Source organism: Bradyrhizobium yuanmingense, from assembly GCF_029167105.1.
Taxonomy (GTDB): domain Bacteria; phylum Pseudomonadota; class Alphaproteobacteria; order Rhizobiales; family Xanthobacteraceae; genus Bradyrhizobium; species Bradyrhizobium yuanmingense_A.
The window spans coordinates 34,529-60,485 of sequence record NZ_JARFML010000004.1; the positions used below are offsets into that span (position 1 = coordinate 34,529).

The window sequence follows — 25,957 nt, forward strand, 5'->3', positions numbered from 1 at the left end:
TGTCATCGCGTGCTGAAGCGTACAGGCGCGGTGATGGATCGCCTGGCGCCTGGCGGAGGTGCCGGCACCGGCGAGGCACGGTGCACCAGCGCGATCACCTCTCGGTCGAGTTCAGCTGAGCCTGCCGAACGGGCGAGGCTTGCGGAGAGCACATTGCCTCTCTCATCGATGGAGAAGCGCACATAGGCAACGCCGCCCTCGCCCCTCGACTGGGCACCTGACGGATAGCGCTTGTGCCGTTCCAGATGTCCCATCAGGAGCGATTGCCAGCTGGCAGGTGACAGCGAGGAGGCCCCAGACGCCGTCTGCGCGGCGGCGGTGCGGCTCGATTGTGGGGCTTGTGCCTGGGCGCGGATCGCAGCTTGGGCTTCCGTTGCGGCGTGCTCCTTGCGCGGCTTTGGCTTCTGCGTTGACTTTTCCATTTTGGGCGCAGCCGCTGGTAGCGAAACCTCGACCTTCTCCAGGTGTGGCGGTTTCTCCCTGACAACCTGCTCGACAAGCTCGGGCTCGACCGTCGGTTCGGGCGGCGGGTCCTTGGGCGGGTCCTTGGGCGCCTCCTCCTGCTTCTGCTCAAGCTGGGCGACGTTTTCCTCGACGGTTCTCAACGCCGGCGTGAGCTCGTTCATTTCCGTCATCGCCGCCTGCGGCGCCTCGGCCAATTCGATCATGACGGCGGTAGGCGGTGCGTCGGCCGCGGCAACGACGAGGTCGGATCGCAGCAGCCAGGCTGCGATCCCTGCATGGATCGCAACCGTGAAGACCGCCCCGGAGGCCCAGAGCGCCGTCTCCGCAAGCCTGACCTCGCGCGTGACGAATCCGCCGGAACGATTCACGGTGCACCTGTCGTCGGCGGCGACGTCGGATCTTTGCCTGGAATGGCGGTATCGAACGTCGCCGATGCGGGTGCGAGCTCGAGGCCGACCAGCGCGACCTTCAGATAGCCGGCCCCCCGCAGCAAGTTTATCACCTCCATGAGATGCTGGTAGTCGACCGTCCTGTCGGCTCGCACGAAGATGCGCGTGTCCTTGTTGCCTTGTGTAGCGCCGTCCAGTGCGGCCTGAAGGCTCTCGCGCGCCACCGGATCGTTGCCGAGAGCGACCGTCAGATCTTCCCTCAGGGACAGATAGAGCGGCCTGTCGGGACGGGGTACAGGTTGGGCGGTCGACGCTGGCAAGTCGACATGGATATCGACTGTCGCGAGCGGAGCCGCCACCATGAAGATGATGAGGAGCACCAGCATCACGTCGATGAACGGCGTGACATTGATGTCGTGGCTCTCCTCGATGCCATCATCGAAGCGTTCGCGTATTCCACCGGCCATGACGTCTACTCGGCTGCCAGCGGAAGTGCCGCCCGCTGCGCCGTGCCTGGAATCTTGCGGAAATCGAGATCGCGGCTGACGAGGCGTTCGACCCCGGCGGCCGCGTCGGCGAGCAATTGGCGATAGCCCGCGATGGAGCGGGCGAACACATTGTAGAGGACCACCGCCGGAATCGCCGCGACGAGACCCATCGCAGTGGCGAGCAGGGCCTCGGCAATGCCGGGCGCGACCACGGCGAGATTGGTGGTCTGTGCCTGCGAGATGCCGATGAAGGCGTTCATGATTCCCCACACCGTCCCGAACAGGCCGACAAAGGGAGCGGTCGCACCGATCGTCGCCAGTAGTCCAGTGCCCCGGGTCAGGCGCCGGCCCGCCTGGGCCTCGATACGAACAAGACTAGAAACGACACGCTCCTTGAGACCACCATTTCCGGCGAAGTCCAGCGCCGCCGCCGAGCGTGCCATTTCCTCGCTGGCCGATCGCACCATGAAGGCGGCTGGCCCACCGCGCTCGATCAGAGCGTATTCGGCTGCGGCAAGGCTGTCCGAAGCCGTAATGACGTCGAACGCGCGTCGAGCCCGGGCCCGAGCGCAGGAAATTTCGACCGCCTTTGCGAACAGCACCATCCAGGTCAGGAGCGACGCACAGGCGAGGCCGACCATCACGGCCTTGACCACCCGGTCGGCGGCAGCAAACATTCCCAGCGGTGACAGGTCATGCGGCATGCCGGCGCGCGGGTCCGGGCTCCGCGACGAAACCTCGGAACGAACCGCCGAGACGGTCCCGGCCGGAGTCGGCCTGACCGCCTCTGCAACCTCTGCCGAAGCCGGTGCGGCGAGGCTCGCGGCAGGCAGCGTGTCCGGCTGCTGTGCCATCGCGCAGGACAATCCCGATGCCAAGGTGACGATCAGCACGAACGCCGTCATCGTCCAACGCCGTTTCTCCGAGCGAGTCATGTCACTCCTTCCCATCGTCTGTTCCCAGTTCACTTTCACCGAAGCGTTAAACGCCCCCGCATCGCCCGCCGTTCGGCAGATGATGCGCACCGCTGGCTGGCTAGCTTCTGAAGCGATCAGTGTTCGCTGGCTTGCGGTTTGCCCATCCTCGCGCGGAGGAAAGCTCTTGACGAAGACGCCGACGACGAACGCTACGATCGCTTGCATGACCCAAAGGCGCTCTTCTTCGGGCAGGCAAGTGATGACCGTGCAAGCGTTCAGGAAGATAAGAAACGATGCAGCAAATACCAATTCAGCGCTCATCATGGCCTCTCGCCAGTTGCTATTCGCTCGCCGTCATTTCCCCGCTGCCGGTTGCAGCAGACGGGACACCAGCTCCCGCACGCGGGAAAAAGCAGCTCGCGCTCCGGCGACGGCACGTTCCTCCTCGGGGCCGGAGAGGTTCACGGTATCGAGCGCACCCGTGAACTTCCTCCAATGCAAGGCACGCCCCTCCGGAGCGGCCGCCAGATGACGCGCACCAAAGGATTCCGACAGCCCAAGCTTTCCGGCTGCCTTGAGCAGGAACGCCGCGCCGAGATTCGAGCCTTCCGCGACATAGAGCCAGCCGAGCGCCGTCGGCGTATCGATGTCGGCGTCTGCGCGGCCGAATTCGGCCACGTCGCGGTTGACGATCGGCGCGATGCCCAGATCGTTCAGATCCTGTGCGATCAATCCAAGCCGCCGCCGGCTTGCGAGATCGGGCAACAATCGACCGAGTTCGGGACTGGAATAGAGCGCGTCGATCATCCGATGGAATTCATGCTGCACGTTCACGAAGCGGCCATACCTCTCACGGCTGGCGAAGGGGTTTTGCGCCATGATCGATTCATCGAGACTGTTGTGCTGCCCCTCCGTCTCGGCTTTGAGGCGTCTGGACCGGCTGGTTTCGAGAGGCGTTTCGATGTCGGCGGTGCTCATGCGCTAGTTCTCCCTGAAGGCGCGATTGATCTGATCCGAAAGTGCTGCCTGCTCGCTCGTCATGTCGAATCCGATCCAGATTGCTGTCCTCACCATCGGAACGATCAGAAGCGGTAGTTCACGCCGAACTTGATTGCATGCAGGTCGAGGTCGTTCTCCGCCTTGCGTCCGTTGGTGGTTTGGGAGGAGCCCGGCACTGTCCGGTTGGTATAGACCCGGCATGTGCCGTTCGGCAGAAACACAACACAGACCCTCATGGTCGATGGACCCATGGCGCCGGCGGTGGCACTCGGGAAAAGGAAATCCTGATTGCCGAAATGGTCATAGGAATACTCGCCCTTCAGCGTCCAATGATTGGTGAGCGCATACTCGAAGCCGGCGCCCAAGGTCCAACCGCGGCGTATCGCCGAGGCTTGTTCCATGAACCTCACCTGCGTGCCGGCCACCGCTCCGGTCTGTGCCAGATATTGCGTACGCGTTTCGGTCTCGTTCAGGAACGCGATGCCGCCTGCCGCATAGAGCAAGGTGCGATCGAAGGCGTAACCGAGCCGCGCACGCAGCGAAGCCGTCCAATCGAATCTGTAGTCGGTCTTGGCCTGAAGGAAGCTACCCGCAGCCAGCTGCGGCGACTCGGTTGCGATGGCCTCCTGCGTGGCCCTCAGCTTGGTCCAGGAGAACTCGCCCTCGGCGCCGATCACCAGGCGGTTGGCGAACTGATAGTTGAATCCGCCCTGGAATCCCCTCGTGAGATCGGAGACGTCGACGCTGGCCGACTCCGTCGCGGCGACGGCGTCAGGCGTTCCGTTGCCGGTCTTGGTCACTCCCCGGCTCTTGCCCAGGCCGTAGCCGAGATGCCCGCCAACATACAAGCCGGTCCAGTCGCTTCCCGGCGCGCCGAGCGAGGCATTGCCCAAATTGACTTGTGGGTGCTTGCGGACCAGCGGACTGGTGTCGTCCAGCGTCGTCGTGTAGCTGACACGGGCCGTACGGCCTGGAGACGGGACGCCGATCGAGGTGAGCGCGCCGAAATAGTACTGATCGGTGATGTTCTCGATGCTGAAGTTCACGATCGAATTGGCATCGATCTTGTAGCTGCCGAAGAGGTCGTACACGCGGTAGGACGGCCAGGTGAACGTCGCCGAGCCGGAGGGTGGCCAGACGCTGCCCGAGCGCGCCGAGGAAAATTGCGTCCGCGCACCCAATGTCAGTCTCTGGTCGAATAGCCGGATGCCCGCCGTGACGCTTCCGGCGTATTCCGGCGGGACATAGTTCGCGGCGTAGTCGTTCTTGAGTGCACCCGTCGCGCTGGCGACCGCCGTAGAGAGCGGCGGTGCGCAGGTGGAGGCGGTCTCGCAATATTCGATCTTCGTGTATTTCGTGAAGTTGCCTTCGAGGAAGAGCGAGCCGGCGTCGTATCCGCCGGAGATCTCGAAGCCGCGGAAGTTTGCGCCGTGGATGTTGTACCATTGGTATTTGTGATCACCCGTGACGCCTTCGTCCCCCGTCTGGAAGCGGACGATGTAATCGTCGTAGTGATTGTCGAAATAGGACAGCTTGACGCGAAGCTTGTCACCGGCGCGGACGACGTCATTGCGCAGGATGTTCACGCCGCCTTCGTAGTTCTTGGAGATCTCGGGCCGCAGGTTCGGGTTGTTCCAGAGCAGCCCCTGATAGTGCCAATGGGATTCGCGAAGGCTCGGCGGACGGAAGCCTTCCTTGTACTGACCGTAGAACTGAATGCCTTCAACCGGCGAAATGGTGATGCCGGCATTGGGGCTTGCGCGTCCGCCGGAGCGATCCGGAAACTTGGTGAGATACCCCTCACCCACGGAGCTGTAGTGGTCGTAGCGCAGTCCAGCGGAAAGCGTCAGCCAGCTGATCGGCTTCAGGCTTCCGTTGCTGAACGTTCCGGTCATCAGCCGCACGCCGGAGGGGCCGTTGGTCTCCCAGCCTTCCGATCCGGTAATCGAGCTCGCGAACTGCTCCGCCGTCGCGTGCTCGCGCGTGAACTCCACGCCATTGTCCCAGGTGAGCTGGCCGAGCGGCGTGGCGAACACCGACGTGTTGCCGGTATCGCCGCCAAGGGTCGTCACGCCCGAGGGCCCCGGCAGCAGGCCATGACGCTCCGATGCCGAGTCGCTCAGCCAGAGATTGGCCCGGAAGTTGACATGGGGATTGTCCGACGGCTGAAACTTGTACTTGGCCGTGTAGGTATCGACATGCGTTTCCGAGAGCGGAAACTGGCCGTATTGCAGGATCCCCGAGTTCAGCGCGAACTGATAGCTGAGCTCATCGAGCTCGCCATAGCGCGAATTATACGAGAGGTAGCCGAGCTCGAGAGATTGGCCGTCGCCCCATTTCAGCTTTCCCTTGGCCAGGAACGAGTCGGTATTCTCCGACGTGTTGAAGACTTCCTGTCCGGGGCCGATGAGCGCATTGGCGTTCGCCGCTGGCTTGAACGTGATGCCGGCAGGCACGTCCGTTCCGGCGAAATAGTTGCCCTGGACGTGCTTCGAATAGGCGACCACGAATTCGTAATTCTCCTTGATCGCCGCAACGGCCGCACTGCCCGACTGGGAGCCGCCGTTGAAGAACGATGGACGGCCCTCGCTGACTGGGTTGATCGTGGTGCTGGACAGGAAGCTCGGCGCGCGTTCCGCCACCGCATTGGTGCCGACCGTGCCCTTGAGACGAACACCGTAGGACTGACCGTCCTTGACGATGTCGCCCGCATCGAGGGTGCGCAGATTGATCGTGCCGGCGATACCGCCGACCCCAACGCCGGTGCTCGGCCCCTTGGAGATGTCGATGCCGCCGATGAGGTCGGGATCGACATAGGTCTCGTCGCGATTTCCGATATAGCCGCGGTAGGAGCTCGTGGTCTGTCGCGCGCCGTCGATCATGGTCGCGACGCGTCCCATGCCCTGAAGACCGCGGATGTTGGGATTGATCGAGGTGCCGACATGGCTGCCCGCCGAGATCACGCCGGGCGCGTTGACGAACACGTCGCCGGCGGACGTGGGCGGCACGCGGTCGATCTGTTCGCGGGAGACATGCGAGACGGAACCGGGCGTCTCATAGGGCGTATCGGGCGTGAAGCCGTCGGAGCGCTTGGCCGTGACGTCGATCGTGTCGAGGAGAAGCGAACCGTCGGAGGGAGGCGGCGCGCCGGCCTCCTTGTTTGCCGGATCGAAGATCGTGACGGCGTTGCTGCTGGTGAAGCGATAGGACAGGCCTGATCCCGTCAGAAGCTGCGCTATCGCCTGCTGCGGCGTGAACGCGCCATTGAGACCGCCGGTTTGACGGCCGCGCGCGATGACGCCGCTATAGACCAGTTGAAGCTGCGAGGCGTCGGCGAAGCGATTGAGCGCGGTGGCGAGAGGTCCGGCCGGAATTGCATAGGTTCGGACGGCGGCACTGCTCGGATTCTGCGCAGCCTGCGCAATGGCTGCCGACGACAGCATGCCCGTCGCAAACATCGCCGTCGTCGCCAGGAAAGCTACCTCGATCCGTTTCCTCGTACTCGTCCCCAACACCACGCCCCCGTCACTTCACAGTCGCAACTCGCACCGGCCGCGGGCCGGTGCAGTCGCCTTCCGAGAGTGAGACGCAGGAGCGCTGGAAAAGAGGAGGTCGACGAAGCGAGTTTTTCTTGATCAGTGATGCAGCAAGATCAGAAGGCTGCTCAGCCGCGTCGAGTGCAGACCGAGAGTTTGCTCGATAACTTCCAGTGCTTGCAGAGGATTCCCGGTATCGAAGACACCACTGACCGGATGGCTGCTGATGGAGCCGTCGATGATTTGAATCCGTCCAGAATGGTAGCGATTGAGCTCGGCGATCACCTCACCGAGAGGACGATCGACGAAGATCAGTTTGCCGCGTCGCCAGGCGGTCGCCGCATCGGCATCGACGACCCGCACGGCGCCGAGCCCGCGGCGCGAATAATCGAGCGCCTCGCCCGGAGAAAGCTCGACCGCCGTCCGGCCAGCCGCCGGATAGGACACGCCCACATGGCTTTCCAGCACGGTGACCGTCGCGGCCTCGTCGTCCTTGCGGACGGCGAACACCGTGCCGCGCGCGACGGCCTCGCCGGACGCGGCAGCGACGACGAACGGCCGCGCGGCATCCCTGGCGACGGTAAACACGGCCTCGCCGCGCAACAGGCGAATGCGCCGCCGCTCGCGCGAATAGTCGACGGCGATGGCGCTGGCAGTGTTCAAGGCGACGCTGCTGCCATCATCCAGCATCACGGTCCGGGCCTCGCCGGTCGCCGTCATGGCATCTGCCTCGAGCCGCATGGGAAGGTCGAGCGCATAGCCGGCGGTGACGGCCACCACGACCGCCGCCGCCGCGAGCGCCCAGCGGCGGGGCCGGGATGTGCGAGACGGATGCCGCCGAAGCGGGACCGCGCGGACATCACGCTGTCGCGGGAATCCCGTGCTTAGTTCGGGACGCGGGATGCGGCCGAGATCGTCCCAGGCGCCGGCGACTTCCTCGTAAGCCGCACGATTGGCCGGCTGCATCAGCCATGCCCGGAAGCGCGCCTGCTCGCCAGCATCCAGCACCCCGGCGTCTTGGCGCACATACCATTCCGCCGCCTCGTCCAGGGCCGTCGGCTTCTCCCCGTCATTCATGGATGATTCGTCGTTCCAGCATGAAAACAGCGCCGCAAGAGTGGCGATCGCCCGCCATCTCACTCTCTAAGACGGAGCCATTCTAAAACACAGGAGGTCAGCTGGGAGAAAAAATCAATCGCCTTCGCTCAGACGCCTGGTACAGTGAACGAGCGCGTGCCGGAGGTGCTTTTCAACCATATTCCGACTGATTCCCATACGTTTGGCGATCTCGTCCGGCTCGAGGTCGTCGAAGCGTCGAAGGATGAAGCAATCGCGACACCGGGGCGGCAACTCGAAAACTGCCTTGGTCAGAAGCGCCAGCCGCTGCCTCGCCATGAGCTGCCGCTCGGTGTCGGCCGTCTCGTCAACCACATCGAGATGATCGGAAGGCTGAGCGGCCGCGCCAAGGCGGGTCTGCTCGCGGCGCTGCTGATCGATGACGAGATTGCCGACGAGCCGGTAGAGATACGCACGCGGATTGGCGATCTTGTCATTGCCCGAGCTGGCAAATCGCAACCAGGCTTCCTGCACGACATCTTCGGCAGCAACGGGGTTGCGGAGCTTGCGGGAGGCGTAGGACCGCAATTCTCCGTAATACGCTTCGATCAGCGTCGCGATAGGGGCAACCACTAGATCGGACATTTGAATCCGAAACACACAGCATCCACACACCGGCGCGGACAGCCATGTCATACGTTCAGGAGATTAGTGGCGCAACATCGATATCTTAGAGCACCTCCAATTTCGTGAGCCGCTGCACCATATGCGGTCTCAACCGCGGGGGGACTGGCCTTGAGCTGAGTGGCACAGGCCAGGATGATCGCGATGCGCCAACACTTCGTTCAAGGACACATCTCCGCATTCTCGCGGCGAATTTGCCCGAGCTTTGCTTCGTCACTCTCCCTCTGAAAGCCAAGAGGGCGCAGGGAAGGCCGGGTGCTGACCTCGCACCCGCGGTCCGCTGCGCGAAGATGTAGCGCAGCCATGGATCAAGGACGATCAATGATCTATCTGTCGCGTTGCTGCGCTGATCCGGCAGGAAATGGGCATTCGTCGCTCTGCCACATTCCCTCAATTACACTCGGAACTATCGAAAGCGCGATGCGCGCTGGGTCATTTATTCCAGCGAGTTCAACCAACACCTTGAACGCCTGCTGCACGCGCACGATCGCTCGCTGTCCATACAGGGCCGCGTCGTGGCAGAACAATCGCAGGACGTGCTTGTCTTGATTGCGTATTTCGGCTCTAATCGCGATTGAAGCGCCTATTGCGCGCCATCCTGCACGCTCCAGGGCCGTAGCGTGCTCCCCAGGCAAAGGCTGCCACACCCTATGCTTGAAGGGCGGCAATGCTTTGAGTTTCAAGGTGTCGCTCCCCACCTAACGGAGCACCTCATGCCGCTCGATGCATATCGGATCAACACCGAGCCCTATTACGAGCCTCAGGCCACCGAAGTCGATATTTTCACGGCCGCCTACCGTGAGCGCCTGCCGGTGATGCTGAAGGGACCGACCGGCTGCGGCAAGACCCGGTTCGTCGAACACATGGCGTGGCGGCTCGGCAAGCCGCTGATCACGGTCGCGGCCCATGAGGACATGACGGCTGCCGACCTCGCCGGCCGCTATCTGCTCGAACCATCGGGCACGGTCTGGCATGACGGCCCCCTCACGCAGGCCGTCCGTCACGGCGGCATCTGCTATCTCGACGAAATCGTCGAAGCGCGGCAGGACACAACCGTGGTGATCCACCCGCTGACCGACGCGCGGCGCATCCTGCCGCTGGAGAAGCACAACGAGATCGTGCCGGCGCATGCCGAATTCCAGCTCACGATCTCCTACAATCCCGGCTACCAGAGCGCTGTGAAGGACCTGAAGGAGTCGACCAAGCAGCGCTTCATCGCGATCGATTTCGGCTATCCCCCACCGTCCACCGAAAGCACGATCATCGCCCGTGAAAGCGGTGCGGACAGCGATTTGGCGACCCTTCTGGTCCGGATCGCCGAGCGCTCCCGCAATTTGCAGGGACACGGCCTCGACGAAGGCGCGTCGACCCGGATGCTGATCCACACGGGACGCATGGTCCGCGCCGGCCTGCCGCTGACCGCGGCCGTACGGGCCGGCATCGTGCTGCCGATCACGGATAATCCCGACATCCGCGCGGCGCTCACCGACGCCATCGCTGCATGCGTTCCGTGAGCGCGAAGCCATCTGCGGCGCTGCAAGTGCAGTCCGAGCCGGAAGGCGTCGCGCGGCGGCTACATTTGATGATGCGTCAGCGCGACGCATTGCGGCCGCTTTTTCTGGCGACGTGGGACACGCTCTCGAAGCAATTCGATGCTGCCGAACTGGATGCCTGGGCCGGCGCAGTGCTCGAACTCGTCAACGTCAATGCTGGCCCTGCCTGCCTGATCGCCTATTGGGAGGCGAGCCGCAATGCCGTATCGACGCGCGAGATTGTACCTCTATTGTGCGCGGCGCAAATCGGCGCTGAAATCTGCCGCCATGCCGGTGCGCCCGCCGCAACCGCATCGTTGAACGCGCTGGCGATCGCGCGCCGTAGCTTTGGAGCTGCGGCGCTATCGCGATGGTGGCGCGCGATGGAGATGCTGGCGCGGCAGGCGCCAGAGTCCGTGCTACCGGCCGCCGGCCGCATGGGACAAATCCTCTTGCCCGGCACGATCGAGGCTTTCGAGGATTTCATCGCCGCCGGCCTGCGCTCAGCGGCCGGCGATCGCAACCGCCGTCTTGCCTTCTTCTCCCTGCAGGATGACCTGGCCCGCCGCATGATCGCGCGCGATCCTGGCGGCGTCGGCTTCCCCAATGTCGAAGCCGAGGTGAAGGCCTTCACCACCGCGTTGTGGGGCGAGCTACCGTTGCTGCGCGGCATGGCTGGCGACAGCATGGACAAGCCGCAACGCCGCAGCACAATTTCCGGTCCGATCATCCGACTGCCGGAAACCTATCGCGGTGTGCAGGGCGATGCCGCCCGCAGGCTGTTTAGCGCCGCCACCGCACATGCGCAGGCACATCTGGTCCTCGGAGGGGCCCGGTTTCCGATCGGCACGCTGAAGCCGCTGCAGGTCGCCCTGGTCAACCTGATCGAGGATGCGCGTGTCGAGACACTGGCAATGCGCGCCCTGCCCGGACTGCGCCGGCTATGGGCGCCCTACCATGTCGCCGCGCCCGGCGGCGTAGCGACCGCGACGGTGCTGCTAGCGCGGCTGGCGCGTGCGTTGTTCGATCCGGCCCATGTCGACGATGACGGGTTCGTGGCTAAAGGCCGCGCGCTGTTCGCAGCCGCGCTGCCGCGCATCGGGGATTCCGCGATCAGCCGCGAGATCGGCACGTTGCTCGGCAACGACCTCGGCCAGATGCGGGTGCAGTTCAATGCCAGGACCTATGTGGTCGAACCGGTGTACCGCGACGATGGACTGGGACTGTGGGATTTCGGCGCAGACGCGCAGCCCCCGGACGACGTGCTGGACCTGTTCATCGATGCCCTGCGCGTGGACTCGCAGGAGCGTGCTGACGGCAGCAGCCAGCAGGCCGAACCCGGCAACGCCGAGGCCGCGATCGGCCGCGGTCGCCCCGTCGCGCCCGATGACCGCGGCACGGTCATCGCGCGCTATCCGGAATGGGACCGTGTCCATGGCATCGAACGACCCGACTGGACCGTCGTACGCGAGGTCGCGGCCAAAACCGCCGATCCGCATACGATCGACGAGGCGCTCGACCGCGCGGGTGCGGTGCGCAACCGCGTCGCGCGCCTGATGCGGGGCCTCCGTATCGGCCGCACCGTGCGCCTGAAGCGGCAGCATGACGGGCACGATCTCGATGTCGATGCGATGCTGGACGCCGGCATCGCCTTACGCAGCGGCCGGGAGCCTGACCCTCGCGTGTTCCGCTCATCGAAATCGGTGCATCGCGATCTCTCCGCGCTGTTCCTAATCGATACTTCGCACTCGACATCCGACCGGCTCCTATCGGGCTCAACCGTTCTCGATGTCGAACGCCTCGCCGTTGCGATCCTCTCCGAAGCGATGGATCAGTTGGGCGATCCCTTCGGCCTGCTCGCCTTCGCCTCCAACGGCCGCGAGGACGTCCGAATGACCATCATCAAGGGCTTCGATGAGGCTTACGACCGGCATTGCCGGGCCCGGCTGGCAGGGCTCAGCTCCGGCCTGTCGACCCGGCTCGGCACGGCACTGCGTCATGCCGGCAACGAGATGGCGACCGCCTCGACCAGCCGAAGGCTTCTGATCGTGCTTACCGACGGGGAGCCGTCCGACATCGACGCGTCCGATCCGCTCGATCTCGTCGAGGATGCCAGACGCGCAGCGGTCGATCTCCATAGTCGCGGCATCGACGCCTATGGCGTCGTGCTCGGCACGGCCGGCATCGCATCCGCCGCGCGCATCTTCGGACGCGGCAACACCATGCCGGTGCGCCGGGTCGAGGATCTGCCGACACGGCTGTCGGAGCTCTATTTCCGTCTGGCCCGGCGCTGAGCCCGAGATCGCTGAAATCGGAAAAGAAGCCGGCGTGCCGTCCTGCGCGCCTGCGCGGGAAACGACGGGGAGCAGGCATCACTTCCTTCGACGCGCCAGGGGAGCATCGAGCGCGGCATGGGCCGCGACATGGAACGTCGCGTCGAGCGCGCGCGCCAAGACGCCACCATCCGGGGCAAGGATGCGCAACACGAGGCCTGCGCCGTTCGGCGCCAGCGAACATCCGGCCAGCGCGCCACAGCGGCCGGCGGCCTGCTCCATGTCGGCCAACGCCGGCAATCGGCTCGGCGGCGCAATCAGCACGAAGTTTGCCACGGCGGCCATCGGGCCCAGCGCCCCGTTGCGCGTCTCGTCGCCGTCGATCGCGCCGATGTCCTTCATCAGCAACCTGCGGCCCGGACGTGAGACGATCAACCGGCTCTCGAAGCGCGCGAACGGCCTCGCCTTCGCTTTGGGATCATGGACCGCAAAACCATCGGCGAGACACAGCACGGCGTCGTCGGCAACCACGGCTTCCGTTTCCAAGGTGAGATCGGCACTGGGAAACAGCACATAGGGATCACTGGTCAGGGCGCAGAACGCGCCCTTTTCCACCCTCACGGCTTGTCGCTGGATCGCACCGCTCGCGCGGCCGTCATGCACGACGGTCGCGGCCTGTGTCGTCATGTGAAACGCGGCCTGGTCACCAACGCGCACGTCGAGCTTGATGCGGTCGCCGGCGTACAGACCGCCCGAGGCGGATTGCAGATAAAGCGTGAGCAGATCGGGCCTGGCGGCATCGAGATAGAACCCGCGGGTAATATGCAGGGGATAGCCGATCTGCTGACGGCGCAGGACGCTGCGACCGCCGGCGCGATCGACGACCAACGCGCCGTCGAGCGAGCGTCCGGTCTCAGACCCGGAACAGGACTGCGGCAGAGATCGCATCGACGACCGCCTCCACACCGACGCCGCTCTTCAAATTGGTCGGTATCACCGGCTTCGCGCCCCGCACCTGCCGCGCATCCGCCAGCATGCGATCGAGATCGACGCCGACATGGGGCGCGAGATCCACCTTGTTGACGACAAGCAGGTCGCAACGCAGCAGGCCGGGCCCTTTCTTGCGCGGAATGTCGTCGCCGCCGGCGACGTCGATCACGAAGATCCACCAGTCGACCAGATCGAGCGAGAAGGTCGAGGCGAGATTGTCGCCGCCGGATTCGAACAGGATCAGCTCCAATCCCGGGAAGCGGGCCTCGAGCTCGTCCCCCGCCGCAATGTTCAGTGTCGGATCTTCCCGGATCACGGTGTGCGGGCAGGCGCCCGCCTCGACCGCCGAAACGCGGGCAGGATCGATCAATCCGGATCGCCGCAACCGCTCGGCATCCTCCTTGGTGACGAGATCGTTGGTGACGACGGCAAAATCGATGTTGCGCCTCTGAAGCACCGGGATCAGCGCCTCGATCAGCGCCGTCTTGCCCGAGCCGACCGGGCCGCCAATTCCGACTCGTGCCGCACTGGCATTACCGCGGGCCTCGTTGTCAGATACACGCAGGGCATGGAGCATGGCTCACCTCAACATGTAGCGGCGGGCCAGCGGCAGTTCACGGGCCGGCTCGCAAGTTGCCAGCACACCATCGACAAACACATCGAAGGTCTCCGGATCGACGGTGATGTGCGGACATGTGTCGTTCCACAACATGTCTCGCTTGCTCAGCTTGCGGGTGCCTTGCACCGGCAGCAGCTTCTTCGCCAACCCCAGCTCGGCGCCCAGGTCGCGCGCCAGCGCCAGCGGATGGACGAAGCAGGCCGACAGCGCCGACGCGGCCCTGCCGAACGCGCCCCATTGCGGCCGCATCAGGATCGGTTCGCATGTCATCAGCGATGCCGCGCTGTCGCCCATCGCGCCCCAGGCGATGAAGCCTCCCTTGATGACGAGCTCCGGCTTGATGCCGAAGAAGGCCGGCCGCCACACCACGATGTCGGCGATCTTGCCCGGCTCCAGCGATCCGACTTGGTCGGCGATGCCGAACGTCCTGGCGGCATTGATGGTGTATTTGGCGATGTAGCGCTTGATACGCGCATTGTCGCCAAAGCCCGGCTTGTCCTCCGGCAACGCCCCGCGCTGGTCCTTCATCTTGGAGGCAAGCTGCCAGGTCCGGCAGATCACTTCGTGGATACGGCCCATGCCCTGGCTGTCGGAGCCCAGCATCGAGATCGCGCCAATGTCGTGCAGCACGTCCTCGGCCGCGATGGTCTGGGCACGAATACGGCTTTCCGCAAAGGCGACGTCCTCGGGAATGGCCGGATTGAGGTGATGGCACACCATCGTCATATCGAGATGTTCGTCGAAGGTGTTGACCGTGTAGGGATTGGTCGGATTGGTCGAGGACGGCAGGCAATGCATTTCGCCGGCGACGCGGATGATGTCGGGCGCATGACCGCCGCCGGCGCCCTCGGTGTGGTACATGTGAATGGTGCGGCCACCGATCGCTTCCAGCGTATTCTCGACGAAGCCGGATTCATTCAGCGTATCGGTATGGATCTGAACCTGGAAATCGTAGTCATCGGCAACCTTGAGGCAAGTGTCGATCGCTGCCGGCATCGAACCCCAATCCTCGTGCAGCTTCAGCCCCATCACCCCGGTCTCGAGCTGCTCGATCATCGGCGCCGCGCGATGGGCATTGCCACGGCCGAGAAAACCGAAATTCATCGGCCAGGCCTCGGCGGCCTGCAGCATCTTGCCGGTGTTGAACGGGCCGCCGGAATCGATGCCGACCGTGATCGGTCCGAGCGAGCCGCCGATCATGGTGGTGATGCCGCTCGCGATCGCATGCTCGACGAGGCCCGCGCTGTCGAAATGCACGTGCACGTCGATGGCGCCGGGGGTCGCGATCAGCCCCTCGCAATCCCGCACCGTGGTGCCGGTGGAGACGATCAGGTTCGGATCGACGCCATCCATGATGGCGGGATTTCCGGCTTTGCCGAAGCCCACGATGCGGCCATGGCGGATGCCGAGGTCGCCCTTGACGATCCCCAGCACCGGATCGATCATCAGCACGTTGCAGAGCAGGAAATCGAGCGCGCCCTCGGCGCTGGTGATCCCGGCCATGCCGATGCCGTCGCGCAGGGTCTTGCCGCCGCCATGCAGGCATTCGTCGCCATAGACCGCATGGTCGTGTTCGACCACGGCATAGAGCGAGGTATCACCGAGCCTGACGGCATCGCACGTGGTCGGGCCGTAAAGGGCGGCATAGTCACGCCGGTCGATCATCGCCACGCAGCAGTCTCCTTTCAGGTTTCAGGCGCCCTTGAAGCCGCGCGCATGGGCTCGCGTCAGCGCCGCCGCTTGAACAGCGGGATCGGACGCCGCACCGTCGGTGAGATTGTTAAGTCCGGTCAAATGCTGGTCGCCGCCGAACTCGACCAGATTGACCTCCTTCGAGGCCCCCGGCTCGAACCGCACCGCCGTGCCGGCCGGAATGTCGAGCCGCATGTTGATGGCGCTGGCGCGATCGAACTCGAGCGCCTTGTTGACCTCGAAGAAATGAAAATGCGAGCCAATCTGGATCGGGCGATCGCCGGTGTTGACTGCTGTCAAGGTCAGTGTGCGTCGCCCGGCATTGAGTGCGATCTGGCCGTCCTGCGCCAACACGACACCCGGACGTTCGGTGTCGGCCTCCGTGCCCGGGGCGGGCCGGATCGGCTCGTGCACCGTGACGAGCTTGGTGCCGTCAGGGAAGACACATTCCACCTGGATGATGTCCATCATCGCGGCGATGCCGGGCAGCACGTCCGCGGACGACAGGACGGTCGAGCCATAGCCGATCAAGTCGGCGACGGAGCGGCCGTCACGCGCGCCCTCCAGGATCTCGTCGGTGATGAACGCGACGGCTTCCGGATAGTTCAGCTTCAGTCCGCGGGCGCGGCGGCGGCGCGCCAGCTCGGCGGCGTTGAAGATGGTCAGGCGCTCCAGTTCGGTTGGCGTCAGCAGCATTCGAAATCACCCTCAATTGGCGAACAGCCGCAGATCGGCCTGGGCGTGCCGTGCCGCGGCAATATCGAGGAAAGGCACGAAACCGGACAGTTCGACGTCATCCGGCACCTCCTGAGCAGCGAGCTGCTCGATCAGCGGCAGGCATCGCTGCAGCACGCCCTGCCCTTGCAGCGCGCCAATGCCACCCAGCCTGATCGCGGCAGTGATCACGCCGGACGCCGCCGTATAGCCGGAGCAGAGTTGCGCCAGCGCCTCGTCCAGCCCGAGTTCGGACCACACGGCGCCCTGCATGACGGCGATATGTCCCAGACAATTCCCCGCCTGCACGTCATCGCGTAGCGCGATTGCCAGTGGCTGGCCCAGCCGCGCGTGCGAAGCAAGATAGGCCCCCCCATTGCGGCGCGAGCCCGCGCGCAACGTCTCGATCAGCGTGGAGGCCTCGACCTCGCGATCGACCGCTGCGATGGCTTCCAGATCGCCCCCGGCACGGTACGACCACAGCAATGCGACCCTGTCGTAGCTGGCCCAGCGCTGCTTCAACATCGCAGCGACCAATGCCTCGAAGTCGCCCAAAGTCATGTCGCGGCGAAGCGCGAGAGCGCCCTCGATCCCATAGGAAAACGCGAAGGCCCCGCTCGGAAACGCGCCGTCCGCCTGCCAGATCGCCTGCAAAACCGAGAGCATGACTCAATGATCGTGATGATGGTGATGGCCGCCGCGGGCGCCGCCGGGCTGGGGCGGCTCAACGGCTTCGACCGCGTCCGCACTATCTTCATCGAGTATCGTGACGCCGACCCGGCGGGCGCTGATCAGGTTTTCCAGGCGCGCAGTGTAGTCTTCCGGCCGGCCTTCCAGCGCGACCAGCAGCACCTCGCCGCCAAACCGCACCCGCCAGTGCAGATTGCCGACGTGGTAGCCGAGCTCCACGGCGTCCGCGATTGAGCGCGGCTCCAATCGCAACCAGCGTTCGGTCGCGGCGCGGACTACGATCGCACGGTCGGGCTCCAGCAGCAGCACGGCGCCGTCGAAAAGCTTTTCATGACGAGGCAAGGCGATCGCCAACTCTTCACCGCCGCGCGTGGTGATCAAGAGACGCCGCCGCGCCAGATCGGTCGCCGGCACATTGGCGATATCGACCGCCCCCTCATGCTCAAGACGGTGAAGCGCCTCGGACAAAGCGGGCTCAACCCTGCTCCCCAGCACGTGTTCGATGCGCAGCATCGCAGAAACCTCGCGAATTTGATGATCAAGCAAGATGGGCGGCGGATATCAATCCGCCGCCACCGACGATATGCGTTCTAGCGGTGCGCCACCTTCTTGTTCGGGATTCCCTCGATCGGACATTCCTCGGTCCCCACTGTGGTGCGCGTGAAGGACTCGACCATCTCCCGCGTACCTTCCGGATCGGCGATCCACTTGGCGTAGAAATCATATGGGCAGGCTGCCACGCCGCGATCACCCTCCCCGGAATTGATCATCCCCGTGTAACCGCGATGCACCAGCTTGAAGAGATGGTTCTGCGACTGGCCGTTTTGGCGGGCGTCGCGGATCAGCGACTTCGACAGCTGGGCATAGTTGATGCCGTACTCTTCCTCGCCGCATTCGCCGAGTGTCCGGCCGTCGAAGCCGATGATCGCGGAATGGCCGAAATACGAATAGACGCCGTCGAATCCCGTGGCGTTGGCGACCGCGACATAGACGTTGTTCGCCCAGGCCATCGCCTTGGCCATGATGACCTGCTGGTCTTTGGCCGGATACATATAGCCCTGGCACCGCACGATCAGCTCGGAGCCCTTCATCGCGCAATCGCGCCAGATCTCGGGATAGTTGCCGTCATCGCAAATGATCAACGAGATCTTCAGCCCCTTGGGGCCCTCGGAAACATAGGTGCAGTTGCCGGGATACCAGCCCTCGATCGGAACCCAGGGCATGATCTTGCGATACTTCTGGACGATCTCACCCTTGTCGTTCATCAGGATCAGGGTGTTGTACGGCGCCTTGTTCGGATGCTCCTCGTGGCGCTCGCCGGTGAGCGAAAATACGCCCCACACCTTGGCCTTGCGGCAGGCCTCGGCGAAAATCTCGGTTTCGTCGCCCGGGATCACCGAGGCTGTCTCGTACATCTCCTTGGAATCGTACATGATGCCGTGGGTGGAGTATTCCGGGAAGATCACCAGATCCATGCCGGGCAGACCGGTCTTCATGCCGACGACCATGTCGGCGATCTTGCGGGCGTTGTCGAGCACCTCCGCCTTGGTATGAAGGCGCGGCATCTTGTAGTTCACGACGGCGACGCCGATCGTGTCATTGCTTGACGTGATATCACCGTGCAGCATCTCGCTCTCCTTTAAGAAGTTCTTGCAGCTTCAGCTCACACCGCCATATGACGATGGACCATCTCGTCGGTCAGTTCGGAAATCGCCCCGGACACGACCACGCGTCCCTTCTCCATCATGGCGAAGCGATGCGCAGCGCGACGCGCGAACGAGACGTTCTGCTCGACCAGGATCACGGTCAGGCCCACCTCCCGATTGAGGCGGATGATGATCTTCTCGATCTCCTCGACGATCGACGGCTGGATGCCTTCGTTCGGTTCATCGAGCAGGATCACCTTGGGATCGGCGGCAAGCGCACGCGCGATCGCGAGCTGCTGCTGCTGCCCGCCCGAAAGCACGCCGCCATTGCGGGTCAGGTTGTTCATCAAATAGGGAAACAGCTCGGCGACCAGTTCCGGGATCTCGCGCTTGCCGTCATGCCGGGCGAACGAGCCCATCAGGATGTTCTCGCGGATCGTGAAATCCGGAATGATCTCGCGCCCCTGCGGTACATAGGCGATGCCGGCCCGCGCCCGCTGGAACGTCGGCTCCTTGCCGATCTCGCGCTCGTTCAGCCTGATCTGCCCGTCTGTCCGGTCGGTCAAGCCCATCAGCGTCTTCAGCAGCGTGGTCTTGCCGGTGCCGTTACGTCCGAGCACCGCCGTAACCTCGCCGCCAGGCACCTCGAGGCAGACGTCGTGCAGGATGTGGCTGCGATCGTAGAAACTATCGACATGCGAGAACGCCAGCATCAGGAAATTCCCTTCGAGCCGAGATAGGCTTCCTTCACTTTCGGATTGGTCTCGATATCCGTAACGCTGCCCTCGGCGAGAACCTGGCCCAGATGCAGCACGGTGATGCGTTCCGCGATCTCGCGCACGAAGGCCATGTCGTGCTCGACGACGATGATGGTGTGGCGGCCCCGGAGGTTGTTGACGATCAGGGACGTCTTGTGCGTCTCCGCCTGAGTCATGCCGGCGGTCGGCTCGTCCAGCAGGATGATCTTCGGATCCTGCGTGATCAAAAGGCCGAGCTCCAGCCATTGGGTCTGGCCGTGGCTCAGATAGGCAGCAACGCGGTTGGCTTCCTCGGCTAGCCCGATCAGTTCCAGCACCTCGTCGACCTTCGCCTTGGCCGGAAAGCCGAAGCCGAGATTGGCGAATACGCCGGGATTCTTGCAGCTCGCCACTTCGAGATTGCGGCGGACCGTGAGCTCCTTGAACACGCTCGGAATCTGGAACTTGCGACCAATGCCGGCGCGCGCGATCCGATGCTCTTCCCAATTGGTGATGTTGGTATCATGCAGGAAGACGCGGCCTTCGGTCGACTTGGTCTTGCCCGAGATCAGATCCATCAGCGTGGTCTTGCCGGCGCCGTTTGCACCGAGCAGAACCCGCAACTCGCCCTCCTCGATGATCAACGACACGCCGTTGACGGCCTTGAAGCCCTCGAAGTCGACGCCGAGCCCGTCGATGGTCAATGCTGCCTGCGCCATGGGCTACTCCGCGAGCTGTGAGGTGGCACCGTGGACACGCAGCGCGGGCGACGCACTTGGCGACTTGCGCGCGACCACGCGATCGATCAGGTCGTGAGCAAGCCCTGCAATGCCGCGCGGCAGATAGAGCACGACCAGCACGAAGATCAGTCCGATGATGGCCTTCCAAGCCTCTGCAAACCCCTGGACCTCGCTGACAGTTGCCGAAATCATGTTGATCGCAATTGCGCCGATGCAGGCGCCGAGGATCGAGGCGCGGCCGCCGACCGCTGCCCACACCACCATGGTGATCGAAAAGCTCAGATCCATGAAGGTCGGCGATGCGAATTCCGAAACGATGACATAGAGCATGCCGGCGAAGCCCGCGATGGCCGCCGAGACCGCGAAGAAAAAGGTCTGGTAGGCCGGCACGTCGAAACCGAGATAGCGGGCGCGATTCTCGTCGTTGCGAACCGCCTGCAAGATCACGCCGGCGCGGGTGTCGATCAGCAGCCGCGCCGCGAGCAGCACCAGGCTCAGCGAGCCCGCGATCAGGTAATAGGTCGGCACGATATAGGGATCAAACTCGAACTCGCCAATCTTGAACCAGCCCAGATCGGTCAGGCCGTTGAAGCCGTTCGTGAGCGGCTGGGCATCGATCATCACCAGGCGGACCAGCAGCACCAGCGCCAGCATGATGATGGAAACGAACACGCCGGAGATTCGCTTGCGGAAGACGATGAGGCCGACCACCACCGCCATCAGGACCGGCAGGATCAGGCCCATGGCAAAGCCGAACCATTGGCTCTGAAATGGCAGCCACAGGAACGAGGCCTTGGTGATGCAGCAGAGCTCGGTCTTGGCCCCCGGCTCGGCGTTCCACAGCATGAAATCCGGCACCGGCTTGTCGGAACCCTGCTGCAGGCTGGTGGCGCTGGCCAGCTTCAACGACATCGCCAGCATGTAGGCTCCGGCGCCGAAGAACAGTCCCTGGCCGAGATTGAGGATGCCCGCATAGCCCCAGGACAGCGCGACTGCGATACCGAGCATGCCGAACACCAGATATTTGGCGATGCGATTCAGCCAGAACGGGTCCATTACCAGCGGCACCAGCATAATCAGGATAACGAAGCCGGCGTAGATCGCCCAGTCGATGCGGCGCTGCGACGACATCTCAGCGCCCCTTGAGGGCGAACAGGCCCTTCGGCTTGAGAATGATGATCGCGATCACCACACCGAACACGACCGCGCGTGCCAGGATATCGTTGGTCGCGGCGGCAACCACACCGTTGATCTCGCCGAGAATCCCGGCCGACAGCACTGATCCAAGCAGACTGCCGACGCCGCCCATCACGACGACCAGGAAGCCGTCGACCACCATCGGCGTGCCCATGTCCGGAAACACCGTCTTGAAGCCGGACATCATCACGCCGGCGACGCCGGCAAGGCCCGAGCCGAACGCAAAAGTCAGCGCGTTGACGCGGTCGACATCGATGCCGCACGCCGCGGCCATCTTCGGATTGCGGATGATGGCGCGGACCTGGGTGCCTGCGACGGTGCGGTAGATCAGGAACCAGGTGGCGAGCGCAAGGACCGCTGTGACGAGGATGATGAAGGTCCGGTAGCGATTGATATCGGCACCGGCAATATGAAGGGTTCCCTGCAATATCCCGGGTACATCGACATTCTGCAGGCCGGGGCCAAGCCCCTGGATATGGATGCCGAAGAACGAGAGCCCGAACTCCAGCCGCACGGCCTGCTGGATCAGGATCGCGACGCCCCAGGTCGCCAGCAGGGTATCGAGCAGCCGTCCGTACAGTTTGCGTACCACGATGCGCTCGATCAAGAGCCCGAGCAGCGCCGTCACGATGAAGGCGAGCGGGATTGCGACGAAGATGTTCGTCCCGAGCCAAAGGCCCGACAGCACCGTCACATAGGCGCCGACCATGACCATCTCGCCATGCGCCATGTTGATGACGCCCATGGCGCCATAGGTGATCGCAAGGCCGAGGGCAACCAGGAGAAGGATCGAACCCAGGCTGAGACCGATGAACAGAACTTCGAGCATGGCAACACCTCATCGTCCATCGCACGGCAGACCGCGCGATGGACCAGGTTTCCCTGACGTCAGGTTTTCAGCTTGGTTGCGTCGAGCCCCTTCGACGTGCAGAAGAGGTTCGTCGGCGTCTCGCCATAGGCGACATAGGGCAGCGGCATCACCGGCTCCTTGTAGGCATCGATGATCTTGCCCTGACCGTCCGGTTGCCACTGCGCGATGCGCGGGGTCAGGTAGGTGTGCAGGTTCTCGGCTTCGATCTTGACGTGGCCGTTGGGCGCGTCGAATTCCTGACCCTTGACCGCCTCGCGGATCGCAACCGGCGTGACCTCGGCGGCCTTCTCGACCGCCTGCTTCCACAGGAAGACCTGGAAATAGGACGATTCCAGCGCGTGGTGCGTCACCGCCTTCGGATCCTTCACGAAGGCCCGATAACGCTCGACGAAGGCCTTGTTGCGGTCGGTATCGATTGCCTGGAAGTAGGGAAACGAGGTGTACGAGCCGACGGCATAATCGGCACCCATCGCCGCGATCTCAATCTCGGAGGTCACGGTCGCGCAGATCGGAAGCTTGTCGTGGGTGAGACCCTGGTTCTTGTACTCGCGGTAGAATGCGATCACGGAGTCGCCGACCACGTTGGACAGCACGACGTCGCAGCCCGAGTTCTTGATCTTGTTGACCATCGAACCCCACTCGGAATGGCCAAGCTCGAGATATTCATCGGCGATCCATTCGCCGCCGTTCTTCTCGATCAGAATCTTGGAGACCTTGGCCATCTCGCGCGGATAGATGTAGTTCGATCCGACGATGAAGAACTTCTTCTTGCCCAGCGTCTTGATGATCCAGGGAATGAAGTTCGAGAGCTGCTGGTTCGGAACGGCGCCGGTATAGACGACGTTCTTCGAGCACTCGAAGCCTTCGTAATAGGTCGGATAGAAATAGAGGTTGTTGCGTTTCTCGAACACCGGCAGCGCCGCCTTGCGGCTGGCCGAAGTATAGGAGCCGAAAACGGTCGGCACGCGATCCTGGATAACGAGTTTCGACGCCTTCTCGTTGTATGTCTTCGGATCCGACGCGCCATCTTCGGCGATCGCCGCGATCTTCATGCCCTTGACGCCGCCCGCAGCGTTGATCTCGCTGATCGCCATCATGGTGGCGTCGTGCAGCGATTTCTCCACGATCGACAACCCGCCGGTCAGCGAGAACAGCACACCGACCTTGATCTCGCCCGCAGCATGAGCGCCCGTCGAAAACACCCAGGGGGATGTGATCAACGCGCCGCTCGCCAAAGCGCCGCTCTTCAGAAATTTACGTCTATCAACTGCCATTGCACACTCCCCGTTAGCTCCAGACACAGATCTCCGATCGCACCGAAGTACGCTGCTTCCATCAGACAATCGCCAAGACTCAAGCGGGCGTCGTCAACACGAAGGTGGCGACAACACCACGCGCCCCAAGAAACAAAAAAAAAGCCCGACGGACCCTCGCGGGTCCTTCGGGCTGCTCAGCCAGGGCCGAACCAGCATCATCGATGGTTCGGCAAAGTCGCGAAAGATTTTCTCTTCACGACGGTCGAAAGCTAATCACCTTTGGCGCGATATTGCAACAGCTCGTTTGCGTGAATGATCGCGGAGGCCATGTCGTCCATCGACAAGCGCTTCGACATCGCTTGTCGCCGGATGCTTTCATAAGCATCAGCCTCGCTCAATCCCTGGCCATCCATCAGGATTGCCTTGGCTTTCTGGATACGTTGAATGCCTGCGAGCTTGCGTTCGAGCTTGCGTACACGCTTGTCAGCTTCGCGACGCTCCAACCACAGGCTGCGCGCAATGGTGATGTTGGTCAACAAGCCGAACGGCCGGATCGGACGCTCGATGACTGCGACGGCGCCGAACTCGAGCACAAGTTGCAGCGTCGACGGATCCTCGTAGGACACGACGGCGATCAGGGTCGGCCGGCGATTGACATCGGATTTCAACAGGCGCTGCATCTCGGTCCGCATGTCGTGCTCGATCGCGAGCAGCACGATGTCGGCCCCTTCCTGCCAGCATTCCGGCACGGGCCATTGCATCTCCACCATGCAGCCGATGCGACGCAGATGCTCGACCAGCTTGGTCCGCTCCGAATCCGGAGGATGCACGACATGAACCCGCAGACCACGCAGATCGCGAAGAATTTGAATGGCCACGCCCGGTTCTCCGTCCGACTAGGCAACCACGGGGATCATGGACGAATTAGTTGCTGGTCATCGACGGACCAATCGTCGAGGCTCTGCACGACACAATAGGGATCCGGTTTCACGCGCACACCTGGATTCCACACGATCTGGAATCGGCCGTTTCGATCAAGCCGCGCGATCCGCGGCCAAAGATAGGTGTGGTTGTTTTCGGGATCGACACGCACCCTTCCCTGCGGCGCATCGAACTCGAAATCCCTGAGATTGCCAAGCACCTGTTCCGGATCGTCGGAGCCGCACTTTCCGACTGCACGCATCGCCAGATGCACCTGGAAATAGGACGCTTCGGCGCCGGCCGTCACGGGCGCATCGTCTCCGTATTTTTGCTTGAAGCTCGATACGAAACGCCGCGCAGCCGCCGAGGACAGAGTCTCGAAGAACGGTGCCGCGGTGATGTGTCCCTCGGCAGCCTCCGCGCCCATTTCGGCAACCTCCGCCTCATTGGTGGCGAGACTTGCTATCGGCATGCGTGCGGGGTCGAACCCTGCCGCCCGATAGGCACGGTAGAACGCCGCAGTGCCGGCTCCAACCACGGTGGAGAAGATCACCTCCGGCGAGGTCTTCTTGATCCGCGCGATGACCTTGTCGAAATCCCCCTGGCTGGCTTGCAGCGGCACATAGATCTCGTCGAGCACCTTGCCTTTGCTCTGCACGACGAAGTCCGCCATCAACCGGTTCGATTCATAGGGATAGACGTAATTGGAACCGACGAGCAGAAAGCGGTTGCCGTAAGTGGAAAGCAGGAAACGTGCAAGCTGGATCGAGTTCTGGTTGGGCGCCGCGCCGGTGTAGATACAATTGCGCGAATACTCGAACCCCTCGTATTGCGTCGGATAGAACAGCAGTCCGCGGTGGCCCTCGACGACCGGAAGGACAGCCTTGCGCGTGCTGGACATGTAGCAGCCGAACAGGATCCTGATGCGATCGAACTGGAACAGCCGCTCGGCAAAGGCGCGGAATTTCTTCGGATCTGAAGCGGGATCGTAGATCACGGGTTCGACCGGCCGGCCGAGGACTCCGCCATTGGCATTGATCTCTTCGATCGCGAGCAAGGTCGCATTCAGCTGCGTGCGCTCGATGGCCGACGTCACGCCGGTCTGCGAGAACAGTACGCCAACCCGCCAACTGCCCGAATGGTCTTTGGCTGACACTATCAAATCACGATCGTTAGCTGCATCCGTCAACGCCGCCCCTCTTCTCGCGGTGCCATGTCGCGCCTTTGCGACATCTCCCGTCTATGATGAATAATGGGGATGACGTCAACGGCCGGTTCAACGCCCGGAACGGCCTTGGGCACGACGCGTTTCGTTCGGATATCAAGTCCAGGGTGTTGTCTCGCTCCCAATCGAGGATGTCGGCTTCATAGATCTCGCTCAGGACCTCCGCCACCGCGCCTGGACGATTTTATCTTCCAGCGCAAGGATACCGAGAGGCCGCTGACCGCCGTCAGCCTTTGGGATGCAGTTCCGGCGAACCAGCAACGGCCGATAGCGACCGCCATGGACCGTGTCGCTAGATCGCGAAATCCGACCTGCTTTTC

At 63.3% G+C, this 25,957-nt stretch carries 23 protein-coding genes; 2 read left to right on the plus strand and 21 right to left on the minus strand.

Translation table 11 applies throughout. The features are described 5' to 3' along the window. Positions 1-2: 2 nt before the first annotated feature. From P0R31_RS06660 to P0R31_RS06690, 7 genes are all read right to left on the minus strand, one after another. Positions 3-833, minus strand: a complete 831-nt coding sequence (locus P0R31_RS06660) for an energy transducer TonB family protein (protein ID WP_275513368.1) — start codon at positions 831-833, stop codon at positions 3-5. Next, entirely contained in the window at positions 830-1,321 is a 492-nt protein-coding gene (gene exbD, locus P0R31_RS06665) for a TonB system transport protein ExbD (protein WP_275513369.1), read from the minus strand. Before exbD ends, P0R31_RS06660 begins: the two co-directional genes overlap by 4 nt. A 5-nt stretch (positions 1,322-1,326) precedes the next feature. Then, the gene (gene exbB, locus P0R31_RS06670) at positions 1,327-2,277 is read right to left on the minus strand and encodes a tonB-system energizer ExbB (protein WP_430516813.1); all 951 of its coding nucleotides are present in this window, start codon (positions 2,275-2,277) and stop codon (positions 1,327-1,329) included. Between the two features lie 336 nt (positions 2,278-2,613). After that, entirely contained in the window at positions 2,614-3,237 is a 624-nt protein-coding gene (locus P0R31_RS06675) for a biliverdin-producing heme oxygenase (RefSeq protein ID WP_275513370.1), read from the minus strand. Positions 3,238-3,341: 104 nt separating this feature from the next. Continuing rightward, a complete protein-coding gene (locus P0R31_RS06680) occupies positions 3,342-6,716 on the minus strand; it encodes a TonB-dependent receptor domain-containing protein (RefSeq protein WP_275513371.1) in 3,375 nt (1,124 codons plus the stop codon). Between the two features lie 177 nt (positions 6,717-6,893). After that, complete coding sequence (locus P0R31_RS06685; protein ID WP_275513372.1) at positions 6,894-7,871, minus strand: FecR family protein; 978 nt, start codon at positions 7,869-7,871, stop codon at positions 6,894-6,896. A 114-nt stretch (positions 7,872-7,985) separates the two neighbouring features. Next, positions 7,986-8,495: a sigma-70 family RNA polymerase sigma factor gene (locus P0R31_RS06690; protein ID WP_275513373.1), complete on the minus strand. Its 510-nt coding sequence runs from the start codon at positions 8,493-8,495 to the stop codon at positions 7,986-7,988. Between the two features lie 752 nt (positions 8,496-9,247). On the opposite strand from P0R31_RS06690, the gene P0R31_RS06695 reads away from it, so the two are divergent. Both P0R31_RS06695 and P0R31_RS06700 read left to right on the plus strand, forming a co-directional pair. Beyond that, the gene (locus P0R31_RS06695; RefSeq protein ID WP_275513374.1) at positions 9,248-10,048 is read left to right on the plus strand and encodes a CbbQ/NirQ/NorQ/GpvN family protein; all 801 of its coding nucleotides are present in this window, start codon (positions 9,248-9,250) and stop codon (positions 10,046-10,048) included. Continuing rightward, complete coding sequence (locus tag P0R31_RS06700) at positions 10,036-12,360, plus strand: nitric oxide reductase activation protein NorD (RefSeq protein ID WP_275513375.1); 2,325 nt, start codon at positions 10,036-10,038, stop codon at positions 12,358-12,360. The genes P0R31_RS06695 and P0R31_RS06700 overlap by 13 nt, the downstream gene beginning before the upstream one ends. 78 nt (positions 12,361-12,438) lie before the next feature. Here P0R31_RS06700 and P0R31_RS06705 read toward each other — a convergent pair whose 3' ends face one another. The 14 genes from P0R31_RS06705 to P0R31_RS06770 form a co-directional block, all read right to left on the minus strand. Then, positions 12,439-13,287, minus strand: coding sequence for an urease accessory protein UreD (locus P0R31_RS06705; RefSeq protein ID WP_275513376.1), 849 nt, complete (start codon positions 13,285-13,287; stop codon positions 12,439-12,441). Next, positions 13,253-13,906, minus strand: a complete 654-nt coding sequence (gene ureG / locus P0R31_RS06710) for an urease accessory protein UreG (RefSeq protein WP_275513377.1) — start codon at positions 13,904-13,906, stop codon at positions 13,253-13,255. Before ureG ends, P0R31_RS06705 begins: the two co-directional genes overlap by 35 nt. 3 nt (positions 13,907-13,909) lie before the next feature. Next, positions 13,910-15,619 carry an urease subunit alpha gene (gene ureC, locus P0R31_RS06715; protein ID WP_275513378.1) on the minus strand — a complete coding sequence of 570 codons (1,710 nt, stop codon included), beginning with the start codon at positions 15,617-15,619 and terminating at the stop codon, positions 13,910-13,912. A 21-nt stretch (positions 15,620-15,640) separates the two neighbouring features. Next, positions 15,641-16,336: an urease subunit gamma gene (locus P0R31_RS06720; RefSeq protein WP_275513379.1), complete on the minus strand. Its 696-nt coding sequence runs from the start codon at positions 16,334-16,336 to the stop codon at positions 15,641-15,643. A gap of 12 nt (positions 16,337-16,348) precedes the next feature. Further along, positions 16,349-17,020 carry an urease accessory protein UreF gene (locus tag P0R31_RS06725; protein ID WP_275513380.1) on the minus strand — a complete coding sequence of 224 codons (672 nt, stop codon included), beginning with the start codon at positions 17,018-17,020 and terminating at the stop codon, positions 16,349-16,351. A 3-nt stretch (positions 17,021-17,023) separates the two neighbouring features. After that, positions 17,024-17,557, minus strand: a complete 534-nt coding sequence (gene ureE / locus P0R31_RS06730) for an urease accessory protein UreE (protein WP_275513381.1) — start codon at positions 17,555-17,557, stop codon at positions 17,024-17,026. A gap of 77 nt (positions 17,558-17,634) precedes the next feature. Further along, positions 17,635-18,672 (minus strand): aliphatic amidase, encoded by a 1,038-nt coding sequence (locus P0R31_RS06735; protein WP_275513382.1) that lies wholly within the window; start codon positions 18,670-18,672, stop codon positions 17,635-17,637. 35 nt (positions 18,673-18,707) lie between these two features. Beyond that, entirely contained in the window at positions 18,708-19,403 is a 696-nt protein-coding gene (gene urtE / locus P0R31_RS06740; RefSeq protein WP_275513383.1) for an urea ABC transporter ATP-binding subunit UrtE, read from the minus strand. Next, complete coding sequence (gene urtD, locus P0R31_RS06745) at positions 19,403-20,146, minus strand: urea ABC transporter ATP-binding protein UrtD (RefSeq protein ID WP_126258933.1); 744 nt, start codon at positions 20,144-20,146, stop codon at positions 19,403-19,405. Before urtD ends, urtE begins: the two co-directional genes overlap by 1 nt. A 3-nt stretch (positions 20,147-20,149) precedes the next feature. Then, positions 20,150-21,298 (minus strand): urea ABC transporter permease subunit UrtC, encoded by a 1,149-nt coding sequence (gene urtC, locus P0R31_RS06750; protein WP_275513384.1) that lies wholly within the window; start codon positions 21,296-21,298, stop codon positions 20,150-20,152. Position 21,299: 1 nt separating this feature from the next. Beyond that, entirely contained in the window at positions 21,300-22,193 is an 894-nt protein-coding gene (urtB, locus tag P0R31_RS06755; RefSeq protein ID WP_275513385.1) for an urea ABC transporter permease subunit UrtB, read from the minus strand. A 59-nt stretch (positions 22,194-22,252) separates the two neighbouring features. Further along, complete coding sequence (locus P0R31_RS06760; protein ID WP_275513386.1) at positions 22,253-23,509, minus strand: ABC transporter substrate-binding protein; 1,257 nt, start codon at positions 23,507-23,509, stop codon at positions 22,253-22,255. A 251-nt stretch (positions 23,510-23,760) separates the two neighbouring features. Next, positions 23,761-24,369 carry an ANTAR domain-containing response regulator gene (locus P0R31_RS06765; RefSeq protein WP_131870214.1) on the minus strand — a complete coding sequence of 203 codons (609 nt, stop codon included), beginning with the start codon at positions 24,367-24,369 and terminating at the stop codon, positions 23,761-23,763. Between the two features lie 35 nt (positions 24,370-24,404). Beyond that, entirely contained in the window at positions 24,405-25,574 is a 1,170-nt protein-coding gene (locus P0R31_RS06770; RefSeq protein ID WP_430516805.1) for a transporter substrate-binding domain-containing protein, read from the minus strand. Positions 25,575-25,957: the final 383 nt, after the last annotated feature.